We start from the raw sequence: 22,679 nt of genomic DNA on the forward strand, positions 1-22,679 counted from the left end.
GATCTTTGCGTCAGTGAGTTGAAACGTCATGCAGCTGACGACCGATGCTCACGGCCAGGCCCAGCACGAGAAAGAGATAGAGCGATTGAGGCATCGCCCGATAAAACACATTGTCGCTGAACGCACATAGAGCGTACATGCCGATCACCATCAATCCGGCGATCGCTGCCGCGGCCACCGGCTCGTTCGCGTGATTGAGATGCCGCGCAAAAAACCACGTCGGCACGGCGAAAAACAGCAGCAACACGAGCAGCGCGGGCAGCCCGCCGGCCGCCAGCGATTCAAGATACTCGCTGTGCGGATGCACGTAAGTCGCGATCGCCGGGCTGGCTTTCCCGGCGGCGACCTGCGCGCGCGCATAGACGCCGAACTGATCGAGGCCGATGCCGGTCAGCGGATGCTCGGCAAAGGCATCCCACGCCGTGTGCCACATTGCCAGGCGCTCGCGCACCGCGCCCGTCGTGTCATTGGGGCCGTAAGTGGCAATCTCGTGGGATACGTCGGACAGCCGGTCCACCATTTCCCGGTGCAGGGTGGTGGTGATGGCGAGCATGCCGGCGACGGTGACGGCAAACAATGTCAGCATGCGGCGCCACTGGCGGGAACGCGTGGCATACCACAGCATCAGGCCCAGATAAACCGGCGCGAACGCCAGCAACGGCCCGCGGCTCTGCGTGAGCACCGCGCCGTACAGGCCGATCACCACGGCCACGACATGCAGCCACCGGTCGCCGCGGCTGGTGCCCGCGCGCAGCGATTGCAGCATCGACAGCAACACCAGCACCAGCAGATACATCGCGAACTCGACCGCGGCCCAGTCGCCCCCGTTGAGCCCGTAAGGTCGATCGGCGCCCTGCACATAGCGCTGGAACAGGCTGGCTGCACCGAGCACGATCGTGGTCAAGCTGAAGCCGATGGCGATGACGCGCTGCTTCAGCGGCAGGCTGACTACCGCGGCAATGCCCAGAAACAGCAGGGTCTGCATCGGCAGGTCGAGCGTGGAGATGTCCAGCCGGTGACCGAGGAAATTGCCGAGATCGTATGCCAGCCGCAACAGGCACACTGCGGCGACCGACCAGGCCATGCGATAGCTGCGTCTGGATTCGTCCCGGCTGCCCAGTGCCACGACGCCTATCACGAACAGCGCCGCCATCGGCAGGGTCTTGATCCGGGAGGACATCGCAAAGCATAGCGGCATGCACGCCAGCAGCAGCGAGAATGTCCAGACCTGCCATGAAGCCGGATGTGCGCGCACGTCGTGTACCTGTCGAACCAGCATGGAATCCATTCTTGAATGCTACCGGGCCATCATGGACGACATGGCTTGCGTGCGGCCCATTGTAATGCGGGCATTCATTTCGTGTACCCAGCGACGTAGCGCGGTGTTCGCGTTTAGCGGCCCGGACTACGGCGCGTCGTCGGCCGTTTCATCCGCGCTGCCGCCGGGAGCGCAGCCGGCCACCACGGCATCGGCCTTGAACAGCCACCATTCCCGGCGGTTGGCGTGGCCGACATAGGTGGCGCGATGGCGATCCACGCAGCGGCCCATGGCTTCGTCGAGGCTGAATATCCAGCGCTGCGCCGGCGCCTGCCGCTGCCATGCGATGGCATCGGCATATTGCTGCGGCCACGGTTTCAGGAAGCCGAACTCGGTGACCGGCCCCTGCGCCATCAGCAGGTTCTGCTCCTTCCAGGCGAGCAGGCCGATGGTGGCGTCCGGTCCGGCAATGGCGCGGGCGCGCATCATCACGTCGCGCGCCGAGCGATCGCCATTGAGCATCGGGTAACCCCACAGCCCGTACAAACTCCACAACGCACCGGCGAACAGCAGCCAGCCCAGCGGCGCACGACGCACCCGGGTGAGCGCGGCCACGATGAGGCCAGCCACCCCAATGCTCAGCAGCAGCCACCAGATCTGCGGGTCCAGGCTTTGCTCGATCCGGCTGGCCCAGGCTGGATGGCGATGGAGCACCAGTGCGGCGACGACGGTCAGCGTTCCAGCCAGCAGCATGGTCAATGCGAACAACGCAATGCGCACACCGCGCCGGCGCAACAGGCCGGGCAGCAGCGGCGCCAGCGCCACCGCGGCCATCGGCAGTGCCGGCAAAATGTAGACGTCGCGCTTGCCCGGGCTGAACGAGAAGAACAGCAGCACCAGCGCGATCCAGCCCAGTGGCAGCAGGAACCGCGCGTCGTGTCTTTTCAGTCGGCGCCACCACGCCGGCAGGACCCATGGCAGCAACAGCGACAACGGCAACCAGTCCACCACGATGATGCCGAGAAAATAGAACGGCGAATGGATGTGCCCGGTAGGGGTGGCGTAGCGGTGCACGGTTTGCCCGAACAGGATGTTCTGCACGTATTCGGCGTGCTGCGGGTCGCCGTCGGCATGGGCGCTCAACAGCATCGGCAGCAGCCAGCCCAGGATCGGCAGGAGGAAAAACAGCAAACCGCTGGCCCAGCGCCACCTGCCTTGCGGCAGCGCCACCTGATGCCAGTGGCCGCGGCGCGCCATGACGAACGGTACCAGCATCAAAAGGGCCAGCACGCCGACGCCCTTGGTCACCACCCCGACACCGGCAAAGAAGCAGCCCGCAGCGAACCAGCGCCACGACGGGCCCAGCAGCAGGTGGCGCAGCAGGCCGTAGTTGGCCAGCGTGATCCAGCCCAGCAGCAAAGGATCGATCTGCGCATTGCGCATCTGGTAAGTGAAGTGGATGGTGAGCACCAGCGTGGCCGCGGCGAGCAGCGCGCTGCGGTGATTCCATAACCGGCGCGCCAGATCGTAGACCAGCGCAAGCGCACCCAGCGCCGCGGCCAGCGACGGCAGCAGGAAGGCAATGCGCCAGTTGCCGGTGACCAGGTAAGCCAGCGCCTGCAGCCACATGAACACCGGCGGCTTGTCCGGGTAGAGCTCGTGGCCGCGATGCGGAAACAGCCACTGGCCGTGCTCGACCATCCATCGCGCGACCAGGGCGAAGCGCGGCTCGTCCGACGGCCACGGATCACGCAGGCCGATGCCCATGCCGAGCAACAACAAGGCGAACACGCCGAACAGGATCAGCTCCTGACGGGCGCTGCGCAGCCACAACGGGCGGGCGCGGGACAACGGTGCGCATGGTTTCACGGAAGGGAGTCCGTTCGGCGGCGGTCGGTGGATGGTCGGCATCATACCGGGCAGGCGGCGGTCATCCACGCCGGTGCGGCCAGATGGGAAGAGCGCCATCGCCGCCCGAGTACTGGTCAGGTCGAGGGTCGGCAGCATCGCCACCAGCATCGACTGTTGCCAGTCCAGGTGAGACATTCTTCAGGCTGAGGCGGGTTCGCGGTGCGGCGGGTGTCCAGCAAGGCTCAAGCCCTGCCGAGTGATCGTATGCTTGGCCGGGCCCAAGGGCGCAAGCCCTCGACCACGTACCGGCACCGGCCAGCCTTGTCTGTTCCGGCTCGTTGGCCAGCGCCGGCAGGCAATCACGATCATGAGTACCCAACACCATGCCCGCAGCCGCCATAGCCAGGGAAAAGCCGCTGGCCGCCCGTGTGCTGGTGATCGCCCATCGTGGCGCCAGCGCGTTGCGGCCGGAGCATACGCTGGCGGCCTATGCGAAGGCGATCGCCGATGGGGCCGACTTCATCGAGCCGGACCTGGTGATGACGAAAGACGGCGTGATGGTGGCGCGCCACGAGAACGAAATCGGCGACACCACCGATGTAGCCACCCATCCGGAACTGGCCGCGCGCAGGACCGGCAAACTCATTGACGGCCAATTGGTCAGCGGCTGGTTCAGCGAGGACTTCACGCTGGCGGAGTTGAAGAGGCTTCGCGCGAGGGAACGGTTGCCGCAACTGCGCGGCACGCAGTACGACGGCCAGTTCCCGGTCGTGACGCTGGAGGAGATCATCGACTTCGTCGCGGCGGAATCGGCCGCCTGCGGACGGGTCATCGGGATCGTTCCGGAGATCAAGCACGCTACGTACTTCCGCGCGCAGGGGCTGGCGATGGAAGACAAGCTGCTAGGCACGCTCGCCTCGCACTGCTATACGCGCACGGCGCCGGTGGAGATCCAGTCGTTCGAAGTCGACAACCTGAAGTACCTGCGCCGCCAGCTTGCTGGCCGGCACACCCACATCCGGCTGCTGCAGTTGCTGGGCGACGCCGGCCAGCAACCGGGCGACGCGATCGCGGCAGGCTGCGGCCTCGACTACGCGCAGATGATGACGCCGGGCGGCTTGCGCGGTATCGCCGCGTATGCGGATGCGATCGGACCGAACGTCCGCGCGATCATTCCGCTCGGGGCCGGTGGCACGCTCGCCGCACCGACATCGCTGGTGCGCGACGCCCATGCGGCGGGCCTGGAGGTGCATGCGTACACGTTTCGGCCGGAGAACCATTTTCTGCCGCGGAGCCTGTGGCGGGGCGACGATCCGCGCACGGTCAATGCGGGCGGCTCGGTGGCCGAGATCCGCGCTTGCCTCGATGCCGGTATCGATGCGTTCTTCACCGATCATCCGGCGATCGGCCGCCAGGCGCTGGCTGGCCGGTGACCGAAAGAGCAGTCGCCCCTGCGAGGGCGCCTGCTCTCGGTGAGCGGGCCGGTCAGCTCTTGCTGATCTCGAAATCCTGTTTGGCAACCGACTTGCCATCCAGCGATATCTCGACCTTGTACTTGCCTACCGGCCACAGGTCGGGGTTCTGCACCTTGAAGGTGGTGATGGCGGGCCCGTCGGTGGCGATCGACTGGCTGATGCTGCTGACCAGCTGGCCGGTGCCTTCCAGGTAACTCCACTTGGCATTGAGTGTGGCGCCCTCGCTGCTGCCCTCGGTGGCGACGCTGGCATAGATGGCCTTGTCGTTGGGGGCGAAACGGGCGGTGGCGCGGGTGACCCGATGCTCGGCGTTCACCTCGCTGCCGAGGGTTATCTTGGCTACGGTCAGCGGCGCAACGGCCTGGGCTGCCGGTGGCGCCGGCACCGAGCCGGCGGGGGCCATGCTGGCTGAAGTGCTGGTGGATGCGGGCGCCGCCACGGTGCTGGGCGGAGGTGGGGCCATGGCGGTAGCCGCCGGGGCAGGGGCGGTGGGCGCGCTGGCCGGCGCTGCGGGCTCGCTCTTGCCGCAGGCGCCGAGCAGCAGGACCGCGAAGGTGACGCTGCACAGGGCCGTGGTGCGGAGGAAACGTGTCATGGGGGACTCCTGGTCGATGACGTGGCCGCACCGATCCCGATCGTTCGGGGCATTGCCGAGGCGATCCGGTTGCGCGGTTATCGCACAGAGGCTAGCGCCACCGATATGAAGCGCCGGTTACCGGGTGGGATCTCCTGGGGTGAACTTTCACGCGGCGACGACGCACGCAGGACGAGCCGACCGCATGCTACTGGCGAACCGTACGCAGGTTGCCGGGCGTGGCGGGCGTACTGCTCCGGAACGGGTTGATGTCCAGCCCGCCACGGCGGGTGTAGCGCCCGTACACGCTGAGCTGGTGCGGCGCGCAGCGTTGCGTCAGATCGACAAAGATGCGCTCCACGCATTGCTCGTGGAATTCGTTGTGGGTGCGGAACGAGACCAGGTAGCGCAGCAGCCCGGCGTGATCGATGGGCGCGCCGCGATAGGCGATCTGCACGCTGCCCCAGTCGGGCTGGCCGGTCACCGGGCAGTTCGAGCGGAGCAGGTGCGAGACCAGGGTCTCCGCCACCGGCGTGGCAAGGGCATCGGCCTGCAGGAAGTCGGCATCCGGCGGGCCGTAGTGATCGATGGCGATGTCCTGCTCGTCGAGCAGGAGACCATCCAGGTCGACGACGGGGAGCGCGCTTGCGCGTGCATCGTGCAACTGCACGCCGACCACCGCGCCGGCCGCCGCGGACAGGTCGTGCAGCAGGGTGGCGGCCAGCGTCGCGGCGTCGGCGATGCGCTCCTGCGCGAAACCATTGAGATACAGCTTGAACGACTTCGATTCGATGATGTGCGGTGACGCCGCCGGCACGCGGAACTCGGCCATCGCCACCTGCGGCTTGCCGCGAAGGTCCAGCCACGACAGCTCGTACGCATTCCAGACATCCACGCCATGGAACGGCAGCGATTCGGCCACGCCGATCTCCGCGCGCTTGTCCGCGCGCGGGATCGGAAACAGCAGGCGCGGATCGTAGCGGTCGGCGTAGACGGTGTCCTTGCCGAGCGGGGAGTGTTCGGGGATGCTCATGCCGCGCAGTTTAGCCGTCTTGCTTCTCGCCCTGCGAGGCACGGGCGGGAAAGATCGAGGGCGGACCCCTCTCCCGAAGTCGCCCAGCCCTCCTGCGGCGCAGGAGGGGGAGCACGGCGTTACGCGTTGACCATCTGCATGCCCGAGCTGACGTAGCGGTCGCCGGCGGCGGCGTCCGGCGGGAACGCCGCGTCGATGGCCCCGAGCTCGGCCTCGTTGAGCTGCACGTCGAGCGCGCCGAGGTTTTCGTCCAGCCGCGAGCGTTTGCGTGTGCCGGGGATCGCCAGCACGTCGTCGCCCTGCGCCAGCACCCAGGCCAGCGCCAGCTGCGCGGGCGAGCAGCCCTTGTCGGCGGCCAGCGCTTTCACCTGTTCGACCAGCTGCAGGTTGCGGGCGAAGTTGTCGCCCATGAAGCGCGGGTTGGTACGGCGGTAGTCGTCGGCGTCGAAATCGTCCGGCGAGCGGATCGCGCCGGTGAGGAAACCGCGGCCCAGCGGCGAGTAGGCGACCAGGCTGACGCCGAGCTTGCGGCAGGCGGCGAGCATGCCGTTCGTTTGCGGGTCGCGCGTCCACAGCGAGAACTCGCTTTGCAGCGCGGCGATCGGGTGCACCTTGCACGCACGCTCCAGCGTGGTGCCGGAGGCCTCGCTCAGGCCGAGGTAGCGCACCTTGCCGGCGGCAACCAGTTCGGCCATCGCACCGACGGTCTCCTCGATCGGCACGCCCGGATCGACGCGATGCTGGTAGTACAGGTCGATCGTGTCGATGCCGAGCCGCTGCAGGCTGGCGTCGCAGGCCGCGCGCACGTATTCGGGGCGGCCGTTGACGCCGCGCGCCTGTGGGTCGTCCGGATCGCGCACGATGCCGAACTTGGTGGCGATGAAGGCCTGCCGGCGACGGCCCCTGATCGCCTTGCCGACCAGCACCTCGTTGGTGTGCGGGCCGTACATGTCGGCGGTGTCGAGCAGGTTGAGGCCGCGATCCAGCGCGTGGTGGATGGTGGCGATCGATTCGGCGTCGTCGTGCTGGCCGTAGAACGCGCTCATGCCCATGCAGCCGAGGCCGAGGGCGGAGACGGCCGGACCGTTGTGGCCGAGAGTGCGGGTCTGCATGGTGGTCGCTCCGGTAGGTGAGGGTGGGTGCATGGTGCGCCGCGACGACAGGCGGATAAATACTCAATAATGGTCATCACCATTTCATGATCGACAACAATGCCATGGATCGACTCGAAGCCATGCGGCTGTATACGCGGATCGTCGAGCTGGGCAGCTTCACCGCCGCGGCGGACGACCTGAACCTGCCGCGCGCCACCGTCACCCACGCGATCAAGCGGCTGGAGGCGCGGCTGGGCGCGCAGCTGCTGCAACGGACCACCCGCCGCGTGCGTGCCACCCGCGACGGCGAGACCTACTACGGCCATTGCCTGCGCCTGCTGGCCGACGTGGACGAGGTCGAGACGGATTTCCGCGAGGCGCTGGTGCAGCCGAAGGGCCGTCTGCGCATCGACCTGCCGGCGACGCTGGCGCGTCTGCTGGTGATTCCCGCGCTGCGCGATTTCTTCGCACGCTACCCGCAGATCCAGCTGGACATCGGTACTGGCGACCGCTTCGTCGACCTGGTGCGCGAGGGTGTGGATTGCGTGCTGCGCATCGGCGAGCTGGGCGATTCGGGCATGGTCGGGCGTCGCGTGGCGACGCTGCAGCAGGTCACCGTGGCCAGCGCCGCCTACGTGCGCCGGCATGGCCTGCCGGATGCGCTGGCTGCGCTGCAGGACGGCCACCTGGCGGTGAACTGGCTTTCGCCCACCACCCACCGGGCCGAGCCGCTGGAGTTCATGGTCGGCCGCAAGCGGCGTGAAGTTGCGCTGCCGGGCTGCGTCAGCGTCAGCGGCGTGGATGCCTACCTCGGCTGTTGCGAAGCCGGCCTGGGCATCGCGCAGATGCCGCGTTACCGCATCGTCGATGCGCTGAAGAGCGGCAGGCTGCGCGAGATCCTGCCGGCGCACCCGCCGCCGCCGTTGCCGATGACCATCCTGTATCCGCAGCAGCGGCAGATGCCGGCGCGGCTGCGGGTGTTCGTGGACTGGCTGGTGGAGCTGACGACGGGCCAGCGCTGAGGCGGGCGCCTACGACGCGCGCGGCGGGCCGGGGCGTGGTGCGCTGGTGCCCAGCGTGTCGCTGGTCAGCGGCGCGCCGGCGGTGATCAGGGCGCCGCGCTGTTCGGCCAGGGGCAGGCGCAGCATGCAGTCCTCGAAGCCGGCCAGCTTCTGGAATACCGGCAGCGCCTGCACCTGCGCCACCAGGGCGGCCATCAGCGGCCAGCGTCCGGCGTCGATCGTGTAACGCACGAACGAGGCGGTGCGGAAGAAGCTGGCAAGGCTGATGTCGGCGATCGACAGGGCGCCGAACACGAAGCCGTCGTCCGGCAGCTGCGTTTCCAGGTAGTCGAGTGCGGCCGGGATCTGCACCTCGCGCGCATGCTGCACCACCGCCTCGTTGGGGGCTTCGCCGAAGACGTGGCGCTTGATCGCGAGTTGGTGGAACAGCCGCCAGATCAGCCCGTCGGCCAGCCGCGTGTCCGCGTATTCCTCCAGCCAGCGGGCGCGGGCCCGGTCGGCGATGCCGCGCGGGTAGAGCGCCGGCGTGGGGTGCTGGTCTTCCAGGTACTGGCAGATCACCGAGGAATCGCCGAGCACCAGTTCGCCGTCGAGCAGCACCGGGATGCGACGCAGCGGGCTGAGCCGGGTGAATTCGTCGTTGCCGACGAACGGCGCGATGGGATCGACCTCGTATTCCAGCCCTTTCAACTCAAGGCATGCCAATACCTTGCGCACGTAGGGCGAGAGGTAACTGCCGATGACTCTGAGGCGCTGCGGCACGAGGCGGCTCCGGGGGATCGGAGGCCGCAGGGTGCGACGGCTAGCGCAGGGTCGTCAAGCAAAGGCTGCGCCGATGGCCGACCGGCGGCAGTACCGGGATCGCTTGCGGGGCAGACGGCGCGGGCCGCATGGCGACCATGCGCTGGCGCATGCAGTATGGGGCGGAGCAACCGGGACCAATGGCAGGGGTGCCATCGGTCATGCTCACGTTAGCATCGGGTGTTCGGGTGCATCCGAGCCAGGGCCGGCAACCGCAGAAATCCGCTTTCGCAAGGGGAACGCAACATGGGCTTGAAGATCAGCAGTTCGCGCGTGCTTGGCGCGCTGGTAATGGGAACACTTTCCGCCGGCGTCGCCGCGCAGGGACGCACGCTGAGCGCGGACGACTACGCGCGGGCGGAGCGTTTCATGAGCTACAGCACCGCGCCGCTGGTCGACCATGCGGTGGAGAAGGTGGACTGGCTGGACGACGGCCACTTCTGGTACGTCGACCACGATGCCGGCGCCGATCACTTCGTGCGGATGGAGGTGGCCAGCGGCAAGACCACGCCGCTGTTCGATCAGGCGAAACTGGCCGTGGCGCTGGGCAAGGCCGGCGGCAAGCCGGTCGATGCGAAGAAATTGCCGGTGACCGGCTACGAGGCGAGGCCGGACGGGCGGGTCGATATCGCCGTGCGCGGCAAGCACTACGTGTGCGACCTCGCCGCCGTCGAGGCGAGCTGCGTCGACCGCGCCGCGCTGGTGAAGACCGGCAAGGAGCCGGGCGCGCTGTCGCCGGACAAGAAGAGCGAAGCGTTCATCCGCGACTGGAACCTGTGGCTGCGCGACGTCGCCAGCGGCAAGGAGACCCAGCTCACCACCGATGGCGTGGAGAACTTCGGTTACGCCACCGACAACGCCGGCTGGAAGCACACCGATGGCGCGATCGTCGAGTGGTCGCTGGATTCGAAGCAGATCGCCACCTTCCAGCAGGACCAGCGCAAGACCGGCGAGATGTACCTGATCAGCACCAACGTCGGCCATCCGAAGCTGGAGAAGTGGAAGTACCCGCTGATCGGCGACAAGGACGTGACGATGATCGAGCGCGTCATCGTCGACGTGGCGGCGAAGAAGGTGCTGCGCCTGCAGATGCCGCCGGACCAGCATCGCTCTTCCCTGTGCGACGATGTCAGCTGCGGCCCCGACGGCGGCTGGGACGACGTGAAGTGGGCGGCCGACGGCAAGACCCTGGCCTTCGTCTCCACCTCGCGCGACCACAAGCACGAATGGTTCCGCATCGCCGACGCGAGCACCGGCAAGGTGCGCACGGCGTTCGAGGAAGTGGTGCCGACCTACTACGAGAGCGGCAACGGCGCGGTGAACTGGCGCTACCTGCCCGAGACGAACGAGGCGGTCTGGTTCAGCGAGCGCAACAACTGGGGCAACCTGTACCTGTACGACCTCGGCACCGGCAAGCTCAAGCGCGCGATCACCAAGGGCGAGGGCAACGTCACCGAGGTGCTGAAGGTCGATCCGAAGACGCGCACCGTGTGGTTCCGCGGCGTCGGCCGCACCGCGGGCGTGAACCCGTACTACCAGCAGTTCTTCAAGGTCAGCCTGGACGGCGGCAAGCCGGTGCTGCTGACGCCGGAAGCGGCCGACCACACCGTCACGCTGTCGCCGGACGGCAAATCCTTCGTCGATGCGTACTCCACCCCGACCACGCCGCCGGTCACCGTGCTGCGCAGTTCGGACAACGGCCGCAACCTGGCCAGCGTGGCCACCGCCGACATCTCGCGCCTGAAGGCCGCCGGCTGGGTGCCGCCGATCCCGTTCACGGTGAAGGGGCGCGACGGCAAGACCGACCTGTACGGCATGATGTTCAAGCCGACGAACTTCGATCCGTCGAAGAAGTATCCGATCATCGACTACATCTACCCGGGCCCGCAGACCGGCTCGGTGCGCGGCCGCAGTTTCTTGTCCGCGCGCGGCGACCACCAGTCCGTGGCCGAGCTGGGCTTCATCGTGGTGGCGCTTGACGGCATGGGCACGCCGTGGCGTTCGAAAGCGTTCCACGACGCCTACTTCGAGCACGTCGAGGACAACACCCTGCCTGACCAGGTGCTGGGCCTGAAGGAACTCGGCGGGAAGTATCCGTGGATCGACCTCGACCGCGTCGGCATCTGGGGCCATTCCGGCGGCGGCAACGCCACCGCGGCGGCGATGTTCCACTACCCCGACTTCTTCAAGGTCGGCTGGGCCGAAAGCGGCAACCACGACAATCGCAACTACGAGGACGACTGGGCCGAGAAGTGGCAGGGCCTGCTGGTCACCGGCAAGGACGGCAAGAGCAACTACGACGCCCAGGCCAACCAGAGCTTCGCGAAGAATCTCAAGGGTCGCCTGATGCTGGTGCACGGCACCATGGACGACAACGTGCCGCCCTCCCAGACCCTGCTGGTGGCCGATGCGCTGATCAAGGCGAACAAGGATTTCGACCTGCTGCTGATCCCGAACGTCCACCACGGTTACGCCGAAGCCACTCCGTACGCGACCCGTCGGCGCTGGGACTACTTCGTGCAGTACCTGGCCGGCAATACGCCGCCGCACGAATACCAGTTGAAGGCGTGGCCCTGGCACTGAGTGTCACCCAGGCGATGCGCCGGTCCATCCGGCGCATCGCCTGTCAGGGCGGCGCGTGAGCGGGCAGCCCGCCCCACCGCTGTCCGCCGGATGACCACCTGCTCCGCGAGGCGTTCTTCAACGAACGCTCGCGGAGGTTCCGGTCAGCGCAGGCTGGTCGGCCTGGCGACGCCCTTGGCGATCGCTTCGTCGAGCAGCTTCCTGATCTGCTGACTGGCCTGGCTGGTGGCCTGTTGCTGGCGCTGGCCCAGCGCTTCCTGTTGTGCGCCAAGCGCTTCCTGCTGCTTGCCGAGTTCGTCTTGCTGACGGCCCAGTGCAGACTGTTGCTGACTGAGCTTTGTCTGCTGCCGATCGAGTTCCTGCTCGCTGGCTTCCAGCTTGGCGCGGTTCGCCTGCATTTCAGCGGCGTGGTCGCGCTGGCCGGATTGCGTGGCGAGCATGGCTTGCTGGCTGGCCAGCATGGCGCGCTGGCCGGCGAGCTGCCCCTGCTGGGCACCCAGCATGCCTTGCTGCGCGCCCAAGGCACCCTGCTTGCCGCCGAGCGCACCTTGCCTGCCGCCCAGCTCGCCTTGCTGCTTGGCCAGGGCGTCGACCGGCGCGTAGGCGGCCTTGGCGCGCTGCACGTAGGCGGGGTCGTCGATCAGCCAGGCCTTGTCGCCACGGCGAAACCATATAGTGGACTTGCCGCCTCGCTGCAGGCGCTTCGCGGCGGCGAGGTCGACGTCGCTGCCGTTGACGATGGCCGCGTCGCCGTCGAACAGCGCGAAGCCTTCGTTGGCGTCGGTACGGATGGCGACGTTGGCGTGGTGGACGCGCAGACCACTGATGTCGTGCGGCGGGGCGGGTGGCAGCGGCGGCGGTGGGGGTAGCGTGGCTGGAGGAGCCGGCGGCGGTGGGGTTGGCAAGGCCGGAGGGGCAGGTGGGGCTGGCGGCGGTGGCGGCAGCAGGCTTGCATGCGCGGAAGCCGGCGTGGCGGGAGTGTTGTCCGCGCCGGCCGCCGTCACGCGATAGGGCAGCACGCCGACGAGGGCGATCAGTGCGACGAGCAGCCAGCCGCGCGTGTGCGACGCCGGCTGGTTCACGGTTTGCTGCAGCATGGTCAGTCGCCTCTTGAGGTTGTGGAAGGACGGGGAAGCGCCGGCGAGGCCGGCGTGCATCGGTTGCGCCACGCCCAGGCGCAGCAGCAGGCGGCCGTAGTCCTGTGGCGCGGCGTGGTCCTGCCGCAGGACCTGCGCATCGCAGGCCGATTCGCGGTTGAGTGCGTATTCGCGCATGGCCCAGCGCACCAGCGGGTGGAAGCAGAACAGGCACTGCGCGAGCGCCGGTACCCACGCCAGCCACAGATCGCCGCGGCGCAGGTGGGCCAGCTCGTGCGCGATCGCCATCGCCGCTTCGTCGGCGCTGAGCGCGTGGCCGGTCGGCAGCAGCACGGTGGGTCGCCACAGGCCGGTCACCTGCGGCGAGACGATCGCGTCCGAGACGCGCAGCCGTGGACAGCGGCGCAAGCCGAGCTGCCGCGCCTGCCGCGTGCACAGCGGTTGCAGCGAGGCATCGCGCAAGGGTCGCGATTCGCGCAGCATGCGTCGTGCCTGCCGCCCTTGCCGCAGCGCGATCAGCGCCTGCAACAGCACGGCGACCAGCCACAACAGGGCGATGCCGGTGCGCCAGGACAGTGCTGGCGTGGCCGGCGAAGCGATCGACGGCAGCGCGGCGTCGGCGGTCGCCGGCGAGGCGAAGAACGCCACGGGCGGCGTGACCGGCGCGGGGACTTCCAGCGGTGCGGGCGACAGCAGCGGAAGTTCCAGCGGCGCGTGCCACAGCAGGCCGAGCAGCAGCTGGGCGCCGACCAGCCACCACAGCATGCAGCGCATCGCCGCCGACAGGCGCGGCCACAGACGGCCGGCCAGGCAGACGGCGCCGATCAGCAGGACGGCCTGGATGGACGTCCAGACCAGTCGCGTCAGCAGGGTGTCGGAAAAATGGTTGAGTGCGTCCATCTCACGACTCCTTGCGCCGCGATTGCAGCTGGGTCACCAGCGCCTCGAGCTCGGCCAGTTCGGTCTCGCTGACCTCGGCATGCTCCGACATCCAGGCCACGAATGGCGACACCGAGCCGCTCAGCGTCTTCTCGACGAAGCTGCCCACGGCGCTGCGCATCGCTTCGCCCGGGCCGGTGGCGGTGCTGTAGCGGAACATGCCCTTGAGCTGGCGGCGCTTGAGATAGCCCTTGCCGCGCAGGCGCTCCATCATGGTCAACACGGTGGAGCGGGCCAGCCCGCGCGGCTCGCCGAAGCTCGCGGCCACCTCGCCGACCGAGGCGGTGCCGCATTCGTCGATGTGGTGCAGCAGCGCCAGTTCCTGGTCGCCGATGGTGGGCTTGCGCATGACGGATGACCCGTGTGACTACAGTTGTAGGCAAGATACGCCATGCCTACACGTGTAGTCAACAGGTTCTCCGGCACATCGCTCAGAACGCCATGTCGAACGCCACCTCGCCCTGCACGCCAACCTGGTAGGCCGAGACGCGTCGTTCGAAGAAGTTGGCCAGTTCCTGCACGTCCTGCAGGTCCATGAAGTCGAACGGGTTCTTCGCGCCGTACTTCTTCGGCATGTCGAGCTGCGCGAAGCGCTGGTCGGCGCAGTATTCGAGGTACTGGCGCATGTCCTTCACCGACATGCCGGCGACGCCGCCGGACAGCACGTCTTCGGCGAACTGGGTCTCGCAGGCGATCGCGTCCTCCATCATCTCCTCGACCTGCGCGCGCATGGCGTCGTCGAACAGCTCGGGTTCCTGCTCGCGCACGGTGCGCACCACCTCGAACGCGAACGCCATGTGCCCGCTCTCGTCGCGGAACACCCAGTTGGTGCCGGCCGCCAGGCCATGCAGCAGGCCGCGCGAGCGCAGGTAGTAGACGTAGGCGAATGCGGCGTAGAAGAACAGACCCTCGATGCAGGCGGCGAAGCAGATCAGGTTGAGCAGGAACTGGCGGCGGTGCTCGCGCGTTTCCAACCGCTGCAGACCCTGGATCGAGTCGATCCACTTGAAGCAGAACGCGCCTTTCTGGCGGATCGACGGGATCGTCTCGATCGCGGCGAATGCGCCGTTGCGCGCGGCCGGGTCGGGGATGTAGGTGTCCAGCAGGGTGAGGTAGAACTGTACGTGCAGCGCTTCCTCGTACAACTGGCGCGACAGGTACATGCGCGCTTCCGGCGCGTTGATGTGCTGATACAGGTTCAGCACCAGGTTGTTCGACACGATGGTGTCGCCGGTGGCGAAAAACGCCACCAGGCGCCGGATCAGATGACGGTCGGCGGCGGACATCCTGGTGTCGAGGTCGCGCGTATCCATCGAGAAATCCACCTCCTCGACGGTCCAGGTGTTCTTGATCGCTTTGCGGTACATCTCGTAGAAGCCGGGGTAGCGCATCGGGCGCAGGGTGAGCTCGAAGCCGGGGTCGAGGATGTGGGCGTTGCGCGCGGGTTGGGAGGACATGATGATTCCTTCGGTTCAAAGCTTGCGTGCATAGGCGTCATGCACGAAGCGGCTGACATAGGTGGCGAGGCCTTCGCCGGCACGCGCGAGTTGGTGCATGTTCGCGATGTGCTCGCGGCCGGTGGCCTCGTCGGTGTACTCGTAGACGTCACCGTTGACGAAACGGATGCGGATGAAGCCGTCACCGCATTCGTACGCGCTGACGCCGGAGTGGCCGTCGAGATTCCGGTAACGCTTCATGGCGGCACCTCATGACGCTATTGACAGGCCTCGCAATACTCCGGGTTCTCCAGTGAACAAAACACCGCGGCCGCGGCCTCCACCTGATCCGGCGCGGCCGACACCGTGGTCTGCGCGATCCGGGTGGCCGGGCGCGAGCGCAGGTAGTACGTGGTTTTGATGCCGGCCTTCCAGGCGTACATGTACATCGAGCTGAGCTGGCCGATGTTCGGGTTCTCCATGAACAGGTTCAGCGACTGGCTCTGGTCGATGTACGCACCACGTGCGACGGCCAGTTCGATCAGTGCCTTCTGCGGCAGCTCCCATACCGTGCGATAGATCGCGCGCAGCCGTTCGGGGATGGCGTTGACGCCCTGGATCGAACCCTCAGCCAGCTTGATCGCGTCGCGGATCTCGGACGTCCAAAGGCCAAGAGCCTTCAGCTCGTCGGCGAGATAACGATTGACCTGCAAGAAATCGCCGGACAGCGTCTCGCGCTTGAACAGGTTCGATACCTGCGGCTCGATGCATTCGTAGCAGCCGGCGATCGAGGCGATCGTGGCGGTCGGGGCAATCGCGATCAGCAGCGAGTTGCGCAGGCCGTGTTGCTGAACGCGCTCGCGCAGTGCATCCCAGCGCGCGCTGTTTTGTGTCGTGGCCTTCGGCCAGTAGTCGAACTGCAGTTCGCCATTCGCCGCGCGGCTCTCGGCAAAGCCCGGATGCGCACCTTCGAATTCGGCCAGTTCGTTCGACATCGACAGCGCGTGGAAATAGATCTCCTCGGCGATGCGGGTGGACAGCGCCCTCGCCTCGACCGAGTCGAACGGCAGCCGCAGCTTGAAGAACACGTCCTGCAGGCCCATCACGCCGAGTCCGACCGGACGCCACTTCATGTTGGCGCTGCGTGCGGTATCGATGGGGTAATAGTTGAGGTCGATCACCCGGTTCAACTGGCGCACGGCCGTGCGCACGATCGACGCAAGTTGTTCGAAGTCGAATACATCATTGACGACGTGCCGTGCCAGATTCACCGAACCGAGATTGCATACGGCGGTTTCGCTGGCGGAGCTCACTTCCAGGATCTCGGTACACAGGTTGGACAGGTGGATCACGTTGCCGGGTTTGGCCGTCTGATTGCTGGTGGCGTTGCAGCGGTCCTTGAACGTCATCCAGCCGTTGCCGGTCTGCGCCAGCGTGCGCATCATGCGCGCGTACAATTCGCGCGCCTTCAGGGTCTTCACGGCGAGGCCATCGGCTTCGGCCTTGCGATACGCAACATCGAACGCCTCGCCCCAGCTGTCGACGAAGTGCGGCACCACTTTGGGGTCGAACAATGACCACTCGCCATCGCTTTCGACCCGGCGCATGAATTCGTCGGGAATCCAGTTCGCGATATTCAGGTTATGCGCGCGACGCGCGTCGTCGCCGGTGTTGTCGCGCAGTTCGAGGAAGTCCTCGATGTCGGCGTGCCACGATTCCAGATACACGCAGGCCGCGCCCTTGCGCTTGCCGCCCTGGTTCACCGCGGCGACCGACGCATCCAGCGTCTTCAGCCACGGCAGCAAGCCATTCGAGTGACCGTTGGTGCCGCGGATCAGCGAGCCACGCGAACGCACCCGCGAATACGCCAGGCCGATGCCGCCGGCGAACTTGGAAAGTTTCGCCACGTCGGCGTACTTGTCGTAGATCGACTCCAGCGAATCGACCGGCGAATCGAGCAGGTAGCACGAACTGAGCTGCTCGTGCGACGTGCCGGCGTTGAACAGCGTGGGCGAGCTGGCGAGGTATTCCAGCGACGACAGCAGCCGGTAGAGTTCCAGCGTTTCGCCGATCTCGTTGCCGCCCAGCGCGCAGGCGATGCGCATGAAGAAATGCTGCGGCGTCTCGATCACCCGCCTTTGCTGCGGGTGGCGCAGCAGGTAGCGGTCGTACACGGTGCGCAGGCCGAAGTATTCGAAGCGGCGGGTGGCCAGCGGATCGATCGCGTCGTTGAGCTTGCGTGCGTTGGCGCCGACGAAATCGCGCAGGCGATCGTTGAGGATGCCGAGCTCCGCGCCGCGCGCGACGGACTGCGAGAAGCTCTGGATTTCCTGCCCGCTCACTTCCTTGTCGATGTACGCGCCGAGCAGACGCGCCGCGAGCTGGCCGTATTCGGGTTCCTCGGCGGTCAGCGCGGCGGCGGTGCGGATGGAAAGCTGGTCCAGCTCCTGCGTGGTGGCGCCGTCGTACAGGCCGCCGATGGTTTTCAGCGCCACGCGCAGCGGGTCCACGCTGTGCAGGCCTTCGGCGCTGCGGGTCACCGCACGCACGATCTTGTTGACGTCGACGATCTCGTGGCCGCCGTTGCGCTTGGTCACGCGCATCTGGGCGGGGTTGTGCGGTGGCGTCAGTACGAATGCGGCGTCCAGCGCGGACGCTTCATGGAGCGGGGCGGGAGGATCGACGCGCGCGGCAGTGCGCTCGCGTTCGGCGGTGTCGAGGGTTTGCATGGCTGGTGGCTCCGGCGAAGGACATCAAACGCCTGCTCCCGCGCGCAGGGCCTGAAGCGACGATTCCGGGGACGGCTTACGGTGCAGGCGCGACGTGGCGCGCTGCTCCGCGACGTGCTTCCCCGCGGAAGCCATCACTACGCACCGGGACACGTTTGTCCCGATGTGCCGGCAGGTCTTCGGACTTGCGGACATGGATCAAGGCGATCCGCCTACTTGCTCCCGCTTCCCAGCCATGGAAGACCAGTGCGTGTGGGTGCTTTCGTTTCCGCTTTACCGCTGCGGGGCAGTTCCGGAGTCACACCGGATTCCCTTTTAAGCCCGACCGATGTCACATCTGGTCGGGCACCGACGTACACAACATATCGGGTGGCCAAGGTATGGTCAACCCAACAAGTTGTGCATGAGTCGAAGCAGAACCGCTGGCGACGAGGGCCGCCATGGCGGGCGGCCGGATTACAGCGCGTCGTGATCCAGCTCGCCGGTGCGAATGCGGATCACCTGCTCCAGCGTGCTGACGAAGATCTTGCCGTCGCCGATCTTGCCGGTGCGAGCCGAGGCCTGGATGGCTTCCAGTACGCGATCCAGCTGATCGTCGGCGATGGCCACCTCCAGCTTGATCTTGGGCAGGAAATCGACCACGTATTCGGCGCCGCGATAGAGTTCGGTATGGCCCTTCTGGCGACCGAAGCCCTTCACCTCGGTCACCGTGACGCCCTGCACGCCGACTTCGGCCAGCGCCTCGCGCACATCGTCCAGCTTGAACGGCTTGATGATTGCCACGACTAGCTTCATGGTTTTTCCTTGCGTGCCGACGAACACCGACGCGGTGGGCGATGGAAAACCCATTTTGCCTGCGCCGCCCGACATTGTCGCCTGATGAGGTAGCCGTGTAGGACAATCCCTACAATTTCTGACGGAGCCTACCGATGGTGCAGCCGCTTTCCATTCACCTAGTATTTACCCCGACGAGTGCGAGGCGTTGTCCATGATGGATAGGCAGGATATCGATCAGATTGCCCTGCGACTTGTGTCGTTGGTACCGCCAGGACTGGCACAGGCGCAGCAGGATTTGCGAGCCAACTTCCAAGATGTTCTGGCGCATGGACTGCGCCGCCTCGACCTGGTCACCCGCGAAGAGTTCGAAGTCCAGTCCCAGGTGCTTGCGCGTACCCGCGCCAAGGTCGACGAACTGGAGCGACGCGTGGCCGAGCTCGAGGCCGCCGTGGCAACCCGCGGGAACTAGCAACAGCCAAAGGCTCCCGGGAGCCGCCCCCGATCCGTCACCTCACCCCGAGAGCGATCGGGGGCGGTTATTTATCCAGCGTTGATGGAGTCGCTCGATGGACATGTCTCGCAGCGCCCCACCCTACGTGTGTCAGCGGCCCCTGGCTGCATGAGCCTTGCGGTTACCCTCACCCGCGCCCAGGAAGGGATCGCCGCGCCACAGGTGATGGTCGAGGTGCATCTGTCCGGCGGCTTGCCATGTACGAGCATCGTCGGCCTGCCCGAGGCCGCCGTGCGCGAGGCGCGTGACCGGGTGCGGGTGGCGATCCAGAACACCGCCTTCGAATATCCCAACCGTCGCGTCACCGTGAACCTGGCGCCGGCCGAACTGCCCAAGGACGGCGGCCGTTTCGATCTGGCCATTGCGCTGGGCATCCTCGCCGCCAGCGGCCAGGTGCCGCGCGAAAAGCTGGACGACTGCGAGTTCCTGGGCGAACTCGCGCTGACCGGCAATTTGCGCAGCGTATCGGGGGTGCTGCCCGCCCTGCTGCGGGCGCGCTCGCGCGGTCGGCGCGTAGTGGTGCCGCGCGAGAATGCCGCGGAAGCTGCCTTGGTGCCGGATGTGGATGTGCTGGTGGCGGACACGCTGGCCGATGTGTGCGGCTGGCTGCGAGGGGCGCACGAGCTGTCCATGCCGGTCGGCATTCCCAGCGATGGCGGCGCGGACAGCGGCCCGGACCTGGCCGATGTCCGTGGCCAGCTGCAGGCGCGGCGCGCGCTGGAGATCACCGCGGTCGGCGGCCATCACTTGCTGCTGATCGGCCCGCCGGGCACCGGCAAGACCATGCTGGCCGAACGCCTCCCCGGAATCCTGCCGCCGATGACCGAGTCGGACGCGCTGGAAACCTGCGCGATATTGTCGGTGGCCGGCCAGACCACCGATCTGGCGCGGTGGCGGAGACGACCATTCCGGTCGCCGCATCACACGGCGTCGGCGGTGGCGCTGGTCGGGGGTGGCTCGTATCCGCGGCCGGGCGAGATTTCGCTGGCGCACAACGGCGTGCTCTTTCTGGACGAGTTGCCGGAGTTCAGCCGGCACGTGCTGGAAGTGCTGCGCGAGCCGATGGAATCCGGCCACATAATGATTTCACGCGCGGCGCGGCAGTCCACGTTCCCCGCGCAGTTCCAGCTTGTCGGTGCCATGAATCCCTGCCCCTGTGGCTACGCTGGCGACGCAGGCCGGCGCTGCCAGTGCACGCCCGATCAGATCCAGCGCTATCGTTCGCGCATTTCCGGGCCGCTGCTCGATCGTATCGATCTGTGCGTGGAAGTCCCTCCGGTGCCGCTGGCCGAGCTCGGCTCGCCGGCCAGCGGGCGCGACGAGACGTCCGCCACGGTGCGCGAACGGGTGCTGAAGGCGCGCCGGCAATCGTTGATGCGTGCCGGCCGTCCCAACGCGGAAATCAGCACGCGCGAACTTGAACGCGACTGCGCGCTCGGTCCGGCGGAGCGGCGCTGGTTCGAGACCGCGCTGCAACGGCTGGGGCTGTCCGCGCGCGCCTATCACCGCGTACTTCGCGTCGCGCGCACGATTGCCGATCTCGATGGCGGCGCGGCCCTGCTCGAACGCGAGCACTTGGCCGAGGCGCTGCAATACCGCCGGCTATAGCTGCGCCAAGCGTGCCGCGTCGGGTGCTGGCTGGACGTGCCTGCCCGTGCATGTTCCGATAGCAATTGGTTTTCCGCCAAGGGTCACGATGACTATCGATCTCGGCCTGATGCTCGCCGGCATGCTGATGATCGGCTTTCTGGCGCAATGGCTGGCGTGGCGGGTCAGATTGCCGGCGATCCTGTTCCTGCTGCTCGCCGGCATCGTGCTGGGCCCGGTCAGCGGTGTGCTGGACCCGGACAAGCTGTTGGGTGCCCTGCTGTTCCCGGTGGTGTCGCTGGCGGTGGCGTTGATCCTGTTCGAGGGTAGCCTGACCTTGCGCTTCCACGAGTTGCCAGGCATCGGCAAGGCAGTGCGCGGACTGGTCAGTTATGGCGCAGTGGCCTCGCTGCTTTTGTTGGCGCTGGCCGCGCATCTCGTCGCCGGCCTGGCCTGGTCGATCGCGCTGCTGTTCGGCGCGCTGGCCTGTGTCACCGGGCCGACCGTGATCGCCCCGATGCTGCGCACATTGCGTCCGAATGCGCGTATTGCCAACACGCTGCGCTGGGAAGGCATCGTGATCGACCCGCTGGGCGCACTGTTTGCGGTGCTGATCTACGAGGCGATCGTGTCGCATCAGGAGGGCCACACCCTCGGGATCTTTGTTGCCACGGTGGCCTGCGGCGTGTTGATCGGTGCTTTCACGGCGTGGCTGATGGCGTTCTTCCTGCGTCGGCAGATGATTCCCGAGTACCTGCAGAATTACGCCGTCTTGTCGTCGGTGCTGCTGGCCTTCAGCGTGTCCAACGCGCTCACCCACGAATCAGGCCTGCTGGCGGTGACGATCATGGGCATCGCGCTGGGCAACATTCGTGGCGTGCACATCGACGATATCCTCGACTTCAAGGAAAACGTCACCACGATGCTGGTGTCGCTGCTGTTCATCCTGCTGGCAGCGCGCCTGCACTGGCCGCTGCCCGACGGCATGCTGGGCGCAGGGCTGGGATTGTTCGTGATCGCGCAGTTGCTGGTACGTCCAGTCACCGTGGCGATATCGAGTTTCGGCAGCGGCTTGACCTGGCGTGAGCGCGCGCTGGTCGGCTGGGTGGCGCCGCGGGGCATCGTGGCCGCATCTGTGTCGGCGCTGTTCGCGCTGCGCCTGGACGCGCTTGGCGTGGCGGGCGCCGAAGCGCTGGTGCCGCTCGTGTTCACCCTGATCATCGGCACGGTGGTGTTGCAAAGCGCCACCGCGCGGCCGCTGGCGATCTGGTTGAAGGTGGCCGAACCGGAGCCGCGCGGCGTGCTTGTCTTCGGTTCCGACGGCGTGGCCCGCGCCATCGGCAAGGTGTTGGATGAGGCGGGGTTTCGCGTGGTGCTGGCCGACGACGACTGGGACGGCATCCGTCAGGCGCGCATGGACGGGCTGGTCACGTTCTTCGGCAATCCCGCCTCGCCGCATGCCGAGCGGCATCTGGATCTGACCGGCATCGGGCGCCTGCTTGCGGTATCCACGCACCGCGAACGCAACTCGCTGGCCTGCGTGCACTACCGGCAGGAGTTTGGGCGCGACAGGGTGTATCGGCTGCGCAACCTGACACCGCAGGAGAATACCGACCGTGCGGCATTGTCCGGCAGCCTGTTGGCGCCACCGCTGTTCGACGAGGAAATGACCCACAGGCGTTTCGCCGACATGCTCGAAAGCGGATGGCGCATCAAGTCGACCCGGCTCAGTCCCACCTTCGACTGGCCCCACTTCATCGAACAGTACGGCTCGAACACCGTGCTGATGTTCGGCGTGGAGGAGAAAGGCACCCTGCGCGTGGCCTCGACCAAGCGCGAGCTGGAGCCGAGGCCGGGCTGGACGGTGATCGCGCTGGTACCGCCGCAGCGCATCGATGCCTGATCGAGTGAT

18 protein-coding genes and 1 riboswitch are annotated in these 22,679 nt (G+C 66.9%); of the genes, 6 read left to right on the top strand and 12 right to left on the bottom strand.

What is annotated here, in order from left to right; genetic code table 11:
- Positions 1-10: 10 nt before the first annotated feature.
- Positions 11-1,279: an O-antigen ligase family protein gene (locus ACFPME_RS06315; protein WP_377303225.1), complete on the bottom strand. Its 1,269-nt coding sequence runs from the start codon at positions 1,277-1,279 to the stop codon at positions 11-13.
- A 126-nt stretch (positions 1,280-1,405) separates the two neighbouring features.
- The gene (locus ACFPME_RS06320; RefSeq protein ID WP_377303227.1) at positions 1,406-3,127 is read right to left on the bottom strand and encodes an ArnT family glycosyltransferase; all 1,722 of its coding nucleotides are present in this window, start codon (positions 3,125-3,127) and stop codon (positions 1,406-1,408) included.
- Between the two features lie 365 nt (positions 3,128-3,492).
- Here ACFPME_RS06320 and ACFPME_RS06325 point away from each other — a divergent pair, with 365 nt between their 5' ends.
- On the top strand, positions 3,493-4,542 hold the full coding sequence (locus tag ACFPME_RS06325; protein WP_377303229.1) for a glycerophosphodiester phosphodiesterase: 1,050 nt from the start codon (positions 3,493-3,495) through the stop codon (positions 4,540-4,542).
- Between the two features lie 52 nt (positions 4,543-4,594).
- Here the strand turns inward: ACFPME_RS06325 and ACFPME_RS06330 are convergent, their stop codons facing one another.
- From ACFPME_RS06330 to ACFPME_RS06340, 3 genes are all read right to left on the bottom strand, one after another.
- Positions 4,595-5,179 (bottom strand): hypothetical protein, encoded by a 585-nt coding sequence (locus tag ACFPME_RS06330; protein WP_377303231.1) that lies wholly within the window; start codon positions 5,177-5,179, stop codon positions 4,595-4,597.
- Between the two features lie 187 nt (positions 5,180-5,366).
- Positions 5,367-6,191: an NADPH-dependent 7-cyano-7-deazaguanine reductase QueF gene (queF, locus tag ACFPME_RS06335; protein WP_377303234.1), complete on the bottom strand. Its 825-nt coding sequence runs from the start codon at positions 6,189-6,191 to the stop codon at positions 5,367-5,369.
- A 119-nt stretch (positions 6,192-6,310) separates the two neighbouring features.
- On the bottom strand, positions 6,311-7,303 hold the full coding sequence (locus tag ACFPME_RS06340) for an aldo/keto reductase (RefSeq protein WP_377303236.1): 993 nt from the start codon (positions 7,301-7,303) through the stop codon (positions 6,311-6,313).
- 104 nt (positions 7,304-7,407) lie between these two features.
- Here ACFPME_RS06340 and ACFPME_RS06345 point away from each other — a divergent pair, with 104 nt between their 5' ends.
- Positions 7,408-8,307 carry a LysR family transcriptional regulator gene (locus ACFPME_RS06345; RefSeq protein WP_377303238.1) on the top strand — a complete coding sequence of 300 codons (900 nt, stop codon included), beginning with the start codon at positions 7,408-7,410 and terminating at the stop codon, positions 8,305-8,307.
- Between the two features lie 9 nt (positions 8,308-8,316).
- Here ACFPME_RS06345 and ACFPME_RS06350 read toward each other — a convergent pair whose 3' ends face one another.
- Entirely contained in the window at positions 8,317-9,069 is a 753-nt protein-coding gene (locus ACFPME_RS06350; RefSeq protein WP_377303240.1) for a glutathione S-transferase family protein, read from the bottom strand.
- Between the two features lie 285 nt (positions 9,070-9,354).
- Between ACFPME_RS06350 and ACFPME_RS06355 the strand changes: the two genes are divergently transcribed.
- Complete coding sequence (locus ACFPME_RS06355; RefSeq protein WP_377303242.1) at positions 9,355-11,691, top strand: S9 family peptidase; 2,337 nt, start codon at positions 9,355-9,357, stop codon at positions 11,689-11,691.
- Between the two features lie 143 nt (positions 11,692-11,834).
- Here the strand turns inward: ACFPME_RS06355 and ACFPME_RS06360 are convergent, their stop codons facing one another.
- The 6 genes from ACFPME_RS06360 to glnK form a co-directional block, all read right to left on the bottom strand.
- Positions 11,835-13,688, bottom strand: a complete 1,854-nt coding sequence (locus ACFPME_RS06360) for a M56 family metallopeptidase (protein ID WP_377303244.1) — start codon at positions 13,686-13,688, stop codon at positions 11,835-11,837.
- A gap of 1 nt (position 13,689) precedes the next feature.
- A complete protein-coding gene (locus ACFPME_RS06365) occupies positions 13,690-14,076 on the bottom strand; it encodes a BlaI/MecI/CopY family transcriptional regulator (protein WP_377303246.1) in 387 nt (128 codons plus the stop codon).
- Positions 14,077-14,158: 82 nt separating this feature from the next.
- Positions 14,159-15,184 carry a ribonucleotide-diphosphate reductase subunit beta gene (locus tag ACFPME_RS06370; protein ID WP_377303248.1) on the bottom strand — a complete coding sequence of 342 codons (1,026 nt, stop codon included), beginning with the start codon at positions 15,182-15,184 and terminating at the stop codon, positions 14,159-14,161.
- A gap of 15 nt (positions 15,185-15,199) precedes the next feature.
- Positions 15,200-15,424, bottom strand: a complete 225-nt coding sequence (locus ACFPME_RS06375) for a hypothetical protein (protein ID WP_377303250.1) — start codon at positions 15,422-15,424, stop codon at positions 15,200-15,202.
- Between the two features lie 17 nt (positions 15,425-15,441).
- Complete coding sequence (locus tag ACFPME_RS06380; RefSeq protein ID WP_377303252.1) at positions 15,442-17,892, bottom strand: ribonucleoside-diphosphate reductase subunit alpha; 2,451 nt, start codon at positions 17,890-17,892, stop codon at positions 15,442-15,444.
- Between the two features lie 153 nt (positions 17,893-18,045).
- A riboswitch (cobalamin riboswitch) is annotated at positions 18,046-18,260 on the bottom strand.
- A gap of 88 nt (positions 18,261-18,348) precedes the next feature.
- Positions 18,349-18,687 (bottom strand): P-II family nitrogen regulator, encoded by a 339-nt coding sequence (gene glnK, locus ACFPME_RS06385; protein WP_377303254.1) that lies wholly within the window; start codon positions 18,685-18,687, stop codon positions 18,349-18,351.
- 193 nt (positions 18,688-18,880) lie between these two features.
- Between glnK and ACFPME_RS06390 the strand changes: the two genes are divergently transcribed.
- The 3 genes from ACFPME_RS06390 to ACFPME_RS06400 all read left to right on the top strand — a co-directional run bounded on the left by ACFPME_RS06390 (position 18,881) and on the right by ACFPME_RS06400 (position 22,670).
- Complete coding sequence (locus ACFPME_RS06390) at positions 18,881-19,138, top strand: accessory factor UbiK family protein (RefSeq protein ID WP_377303257.1); 258 nt, start codon at positions 18,881-18,883, stop codon at positions 19,136-19,138.
- Positions 19,139-19,288: 150 nt separating this feature from the next.
- Entirely contained in the window at positions 19,289-20,788 is a 1,500-nt protein-coding gene (locus ACFPME_RS06395; RefSeq protein ID WP_377303259.1) for a YifB family Mg chelatase-like AAA ATPase, read from the top strand.
- Between the two features lie 88 nt (positions 20,789-20,876).
- Complete coding sequence (locus ACFPME_RS06400; RefSeq protein ID WP_377303261.1) at positions 20,877-22,670, top strand: cation:proton antiporter; 1,794 nt, start codon at positions 20,877-20,879, stop codon at positions 22,668-22,670.
- The last annotated feature ends 9 nt before the right edge of the window (positions 22,671-22,679 follow it).

Origin of the sequence: Rhodanobacter umsongensis (assembly GCF_042654965.1) — a bacterium.
Classification (GTDB): domain Bacteria; phylum Pseudomonadota; class Gammaproteobacteria; order Xanthomonadales; family Rhodanobacteraceae; genus Rhodanobacter; species Rhodanobacter umsongensis.

What these genes read in the sequence shown, in the direction of transcription:
- ACFPME_RS06325 (WP_377303229.1), top strand. Translation starts at nt 3,493, where the DNA reads ATGCCCGCAGCCGCCATAGCCAGGGAAAAGCCGCTGGCCGCCCGTGTG.
- ACFPME_RS06330 (WP_377303231.1), bottom strand. Translation starts at nt 5,179, where the DNA reads ATGACACGTTTCCTCCGCACCACGGCCCTGTGCAGCGTCACCTTCGCG.
- ACFPME_RS06390 (WP_377303257.1), top strand. Translation starts at nt 18,881, where the DNA reads ATGATGGATAGGCAGGATATCGATCAGATTGCCCTGCGACTTGTGTCG.
- ACFPME_RS06365 (WP_377303246.1), bottom strand. Translation starts at nt 14,076, where the DNA reads ATGCGCAAGCCCACCATCGGCGACCAGGAACTGGCGCTGCTGCACCAC.
- ACFPME_RS06340 (WP_377303236.1), bottom strand. Translation starts at nt 7,303, where the DNA reads ATGCAGACCCGCACTCTCGGCCACAACGGTCCGGCCGTCTCCGCCCTC.
- ACFPME_RS06360 (WP_377303244.1), bottom strand. Translation starts at nt 13,688, where the DNA reads ATGGACGCACTCAACCATTTTTCCGACACCCTGCTGACGCGACTGGTC.
- ACFPME_RS06370 (WP_377303248.1), bottom strand. Translation starts at nt 15,184, where the DNA reads ATGTCCTCCCAACCCGCGCGCAACGCCCACATCCTCGACCCCGGCTTC.
- ACFPME_RS06355 (WP_377303242.1), top strand. Translation starts at nt 9,355, where the DNA reads ATGGGCTTGAAGATCAGCAGTTCGCGCGTGCTTGGCGCGCTGGTAATG.
- glnK (WP_377303254.1), bottom strand. Translation starts at nt 18,687, where the DNA reads ATGAAGCTAGTCGTGGCAATCATCAAGCCGTTCAAGCTGGACGATGTG.
- queF (WP_377303234.1), bottom strand. Translation starts at nt 6,191, where the DNA reads ATGAGCATCCCCGAACACTCCCCGCTCGGCAAGGACACCGTCTACGCC.
- ACFPME_RS06315 (WP_377303225.1), bottom strand. Translation starts at nt 1,279, where the DNA reads ATGCTGGTTCGACAGGTACACGACGTGCGCGCACATCCGGCTTCATGG.
- ACFPME_RS06380 (WP_377303252.1), bottom strand. Translation starts at nt 17,892, where the DNA reads ATGCAAACCCTCGACACCGCCGAACGCGAGCGCACTGCCGCGCGCGTC.
- ACFPME_RS06375 (WP_377303250.1), bottom strand. Translation starts at nt 15,424, where the DNA reads ATGAAGCGTTACCGGAATCTCGACGGCCACTCCGGCGTCAGCGCGTAC.
- ACFPME_RS06400 (WP_377303261.1), top strand. Translation starts at nt 20,877, where the DNA reads ATGACTATCGATCTCGGCCTGATGCTCGCCGGCATGCTGATGATCGGC.
- ACFPME_RS06395 (WP_377303259.1), top strand. Translation starts at nt 19,289, where the DNA reads ATGAGCCTTGCGGTTACCCTCACCCGCGCCCAGGAAGGGATCGCCGCG.
- ACFPME_RS06345 (WP_377303238.1), top strand. Translation starts at nt 7,408, where the DNA reads ATGGATCGACTCGAAGCCATGCGGCTGTATACGCGGATCGTCGAGCTG.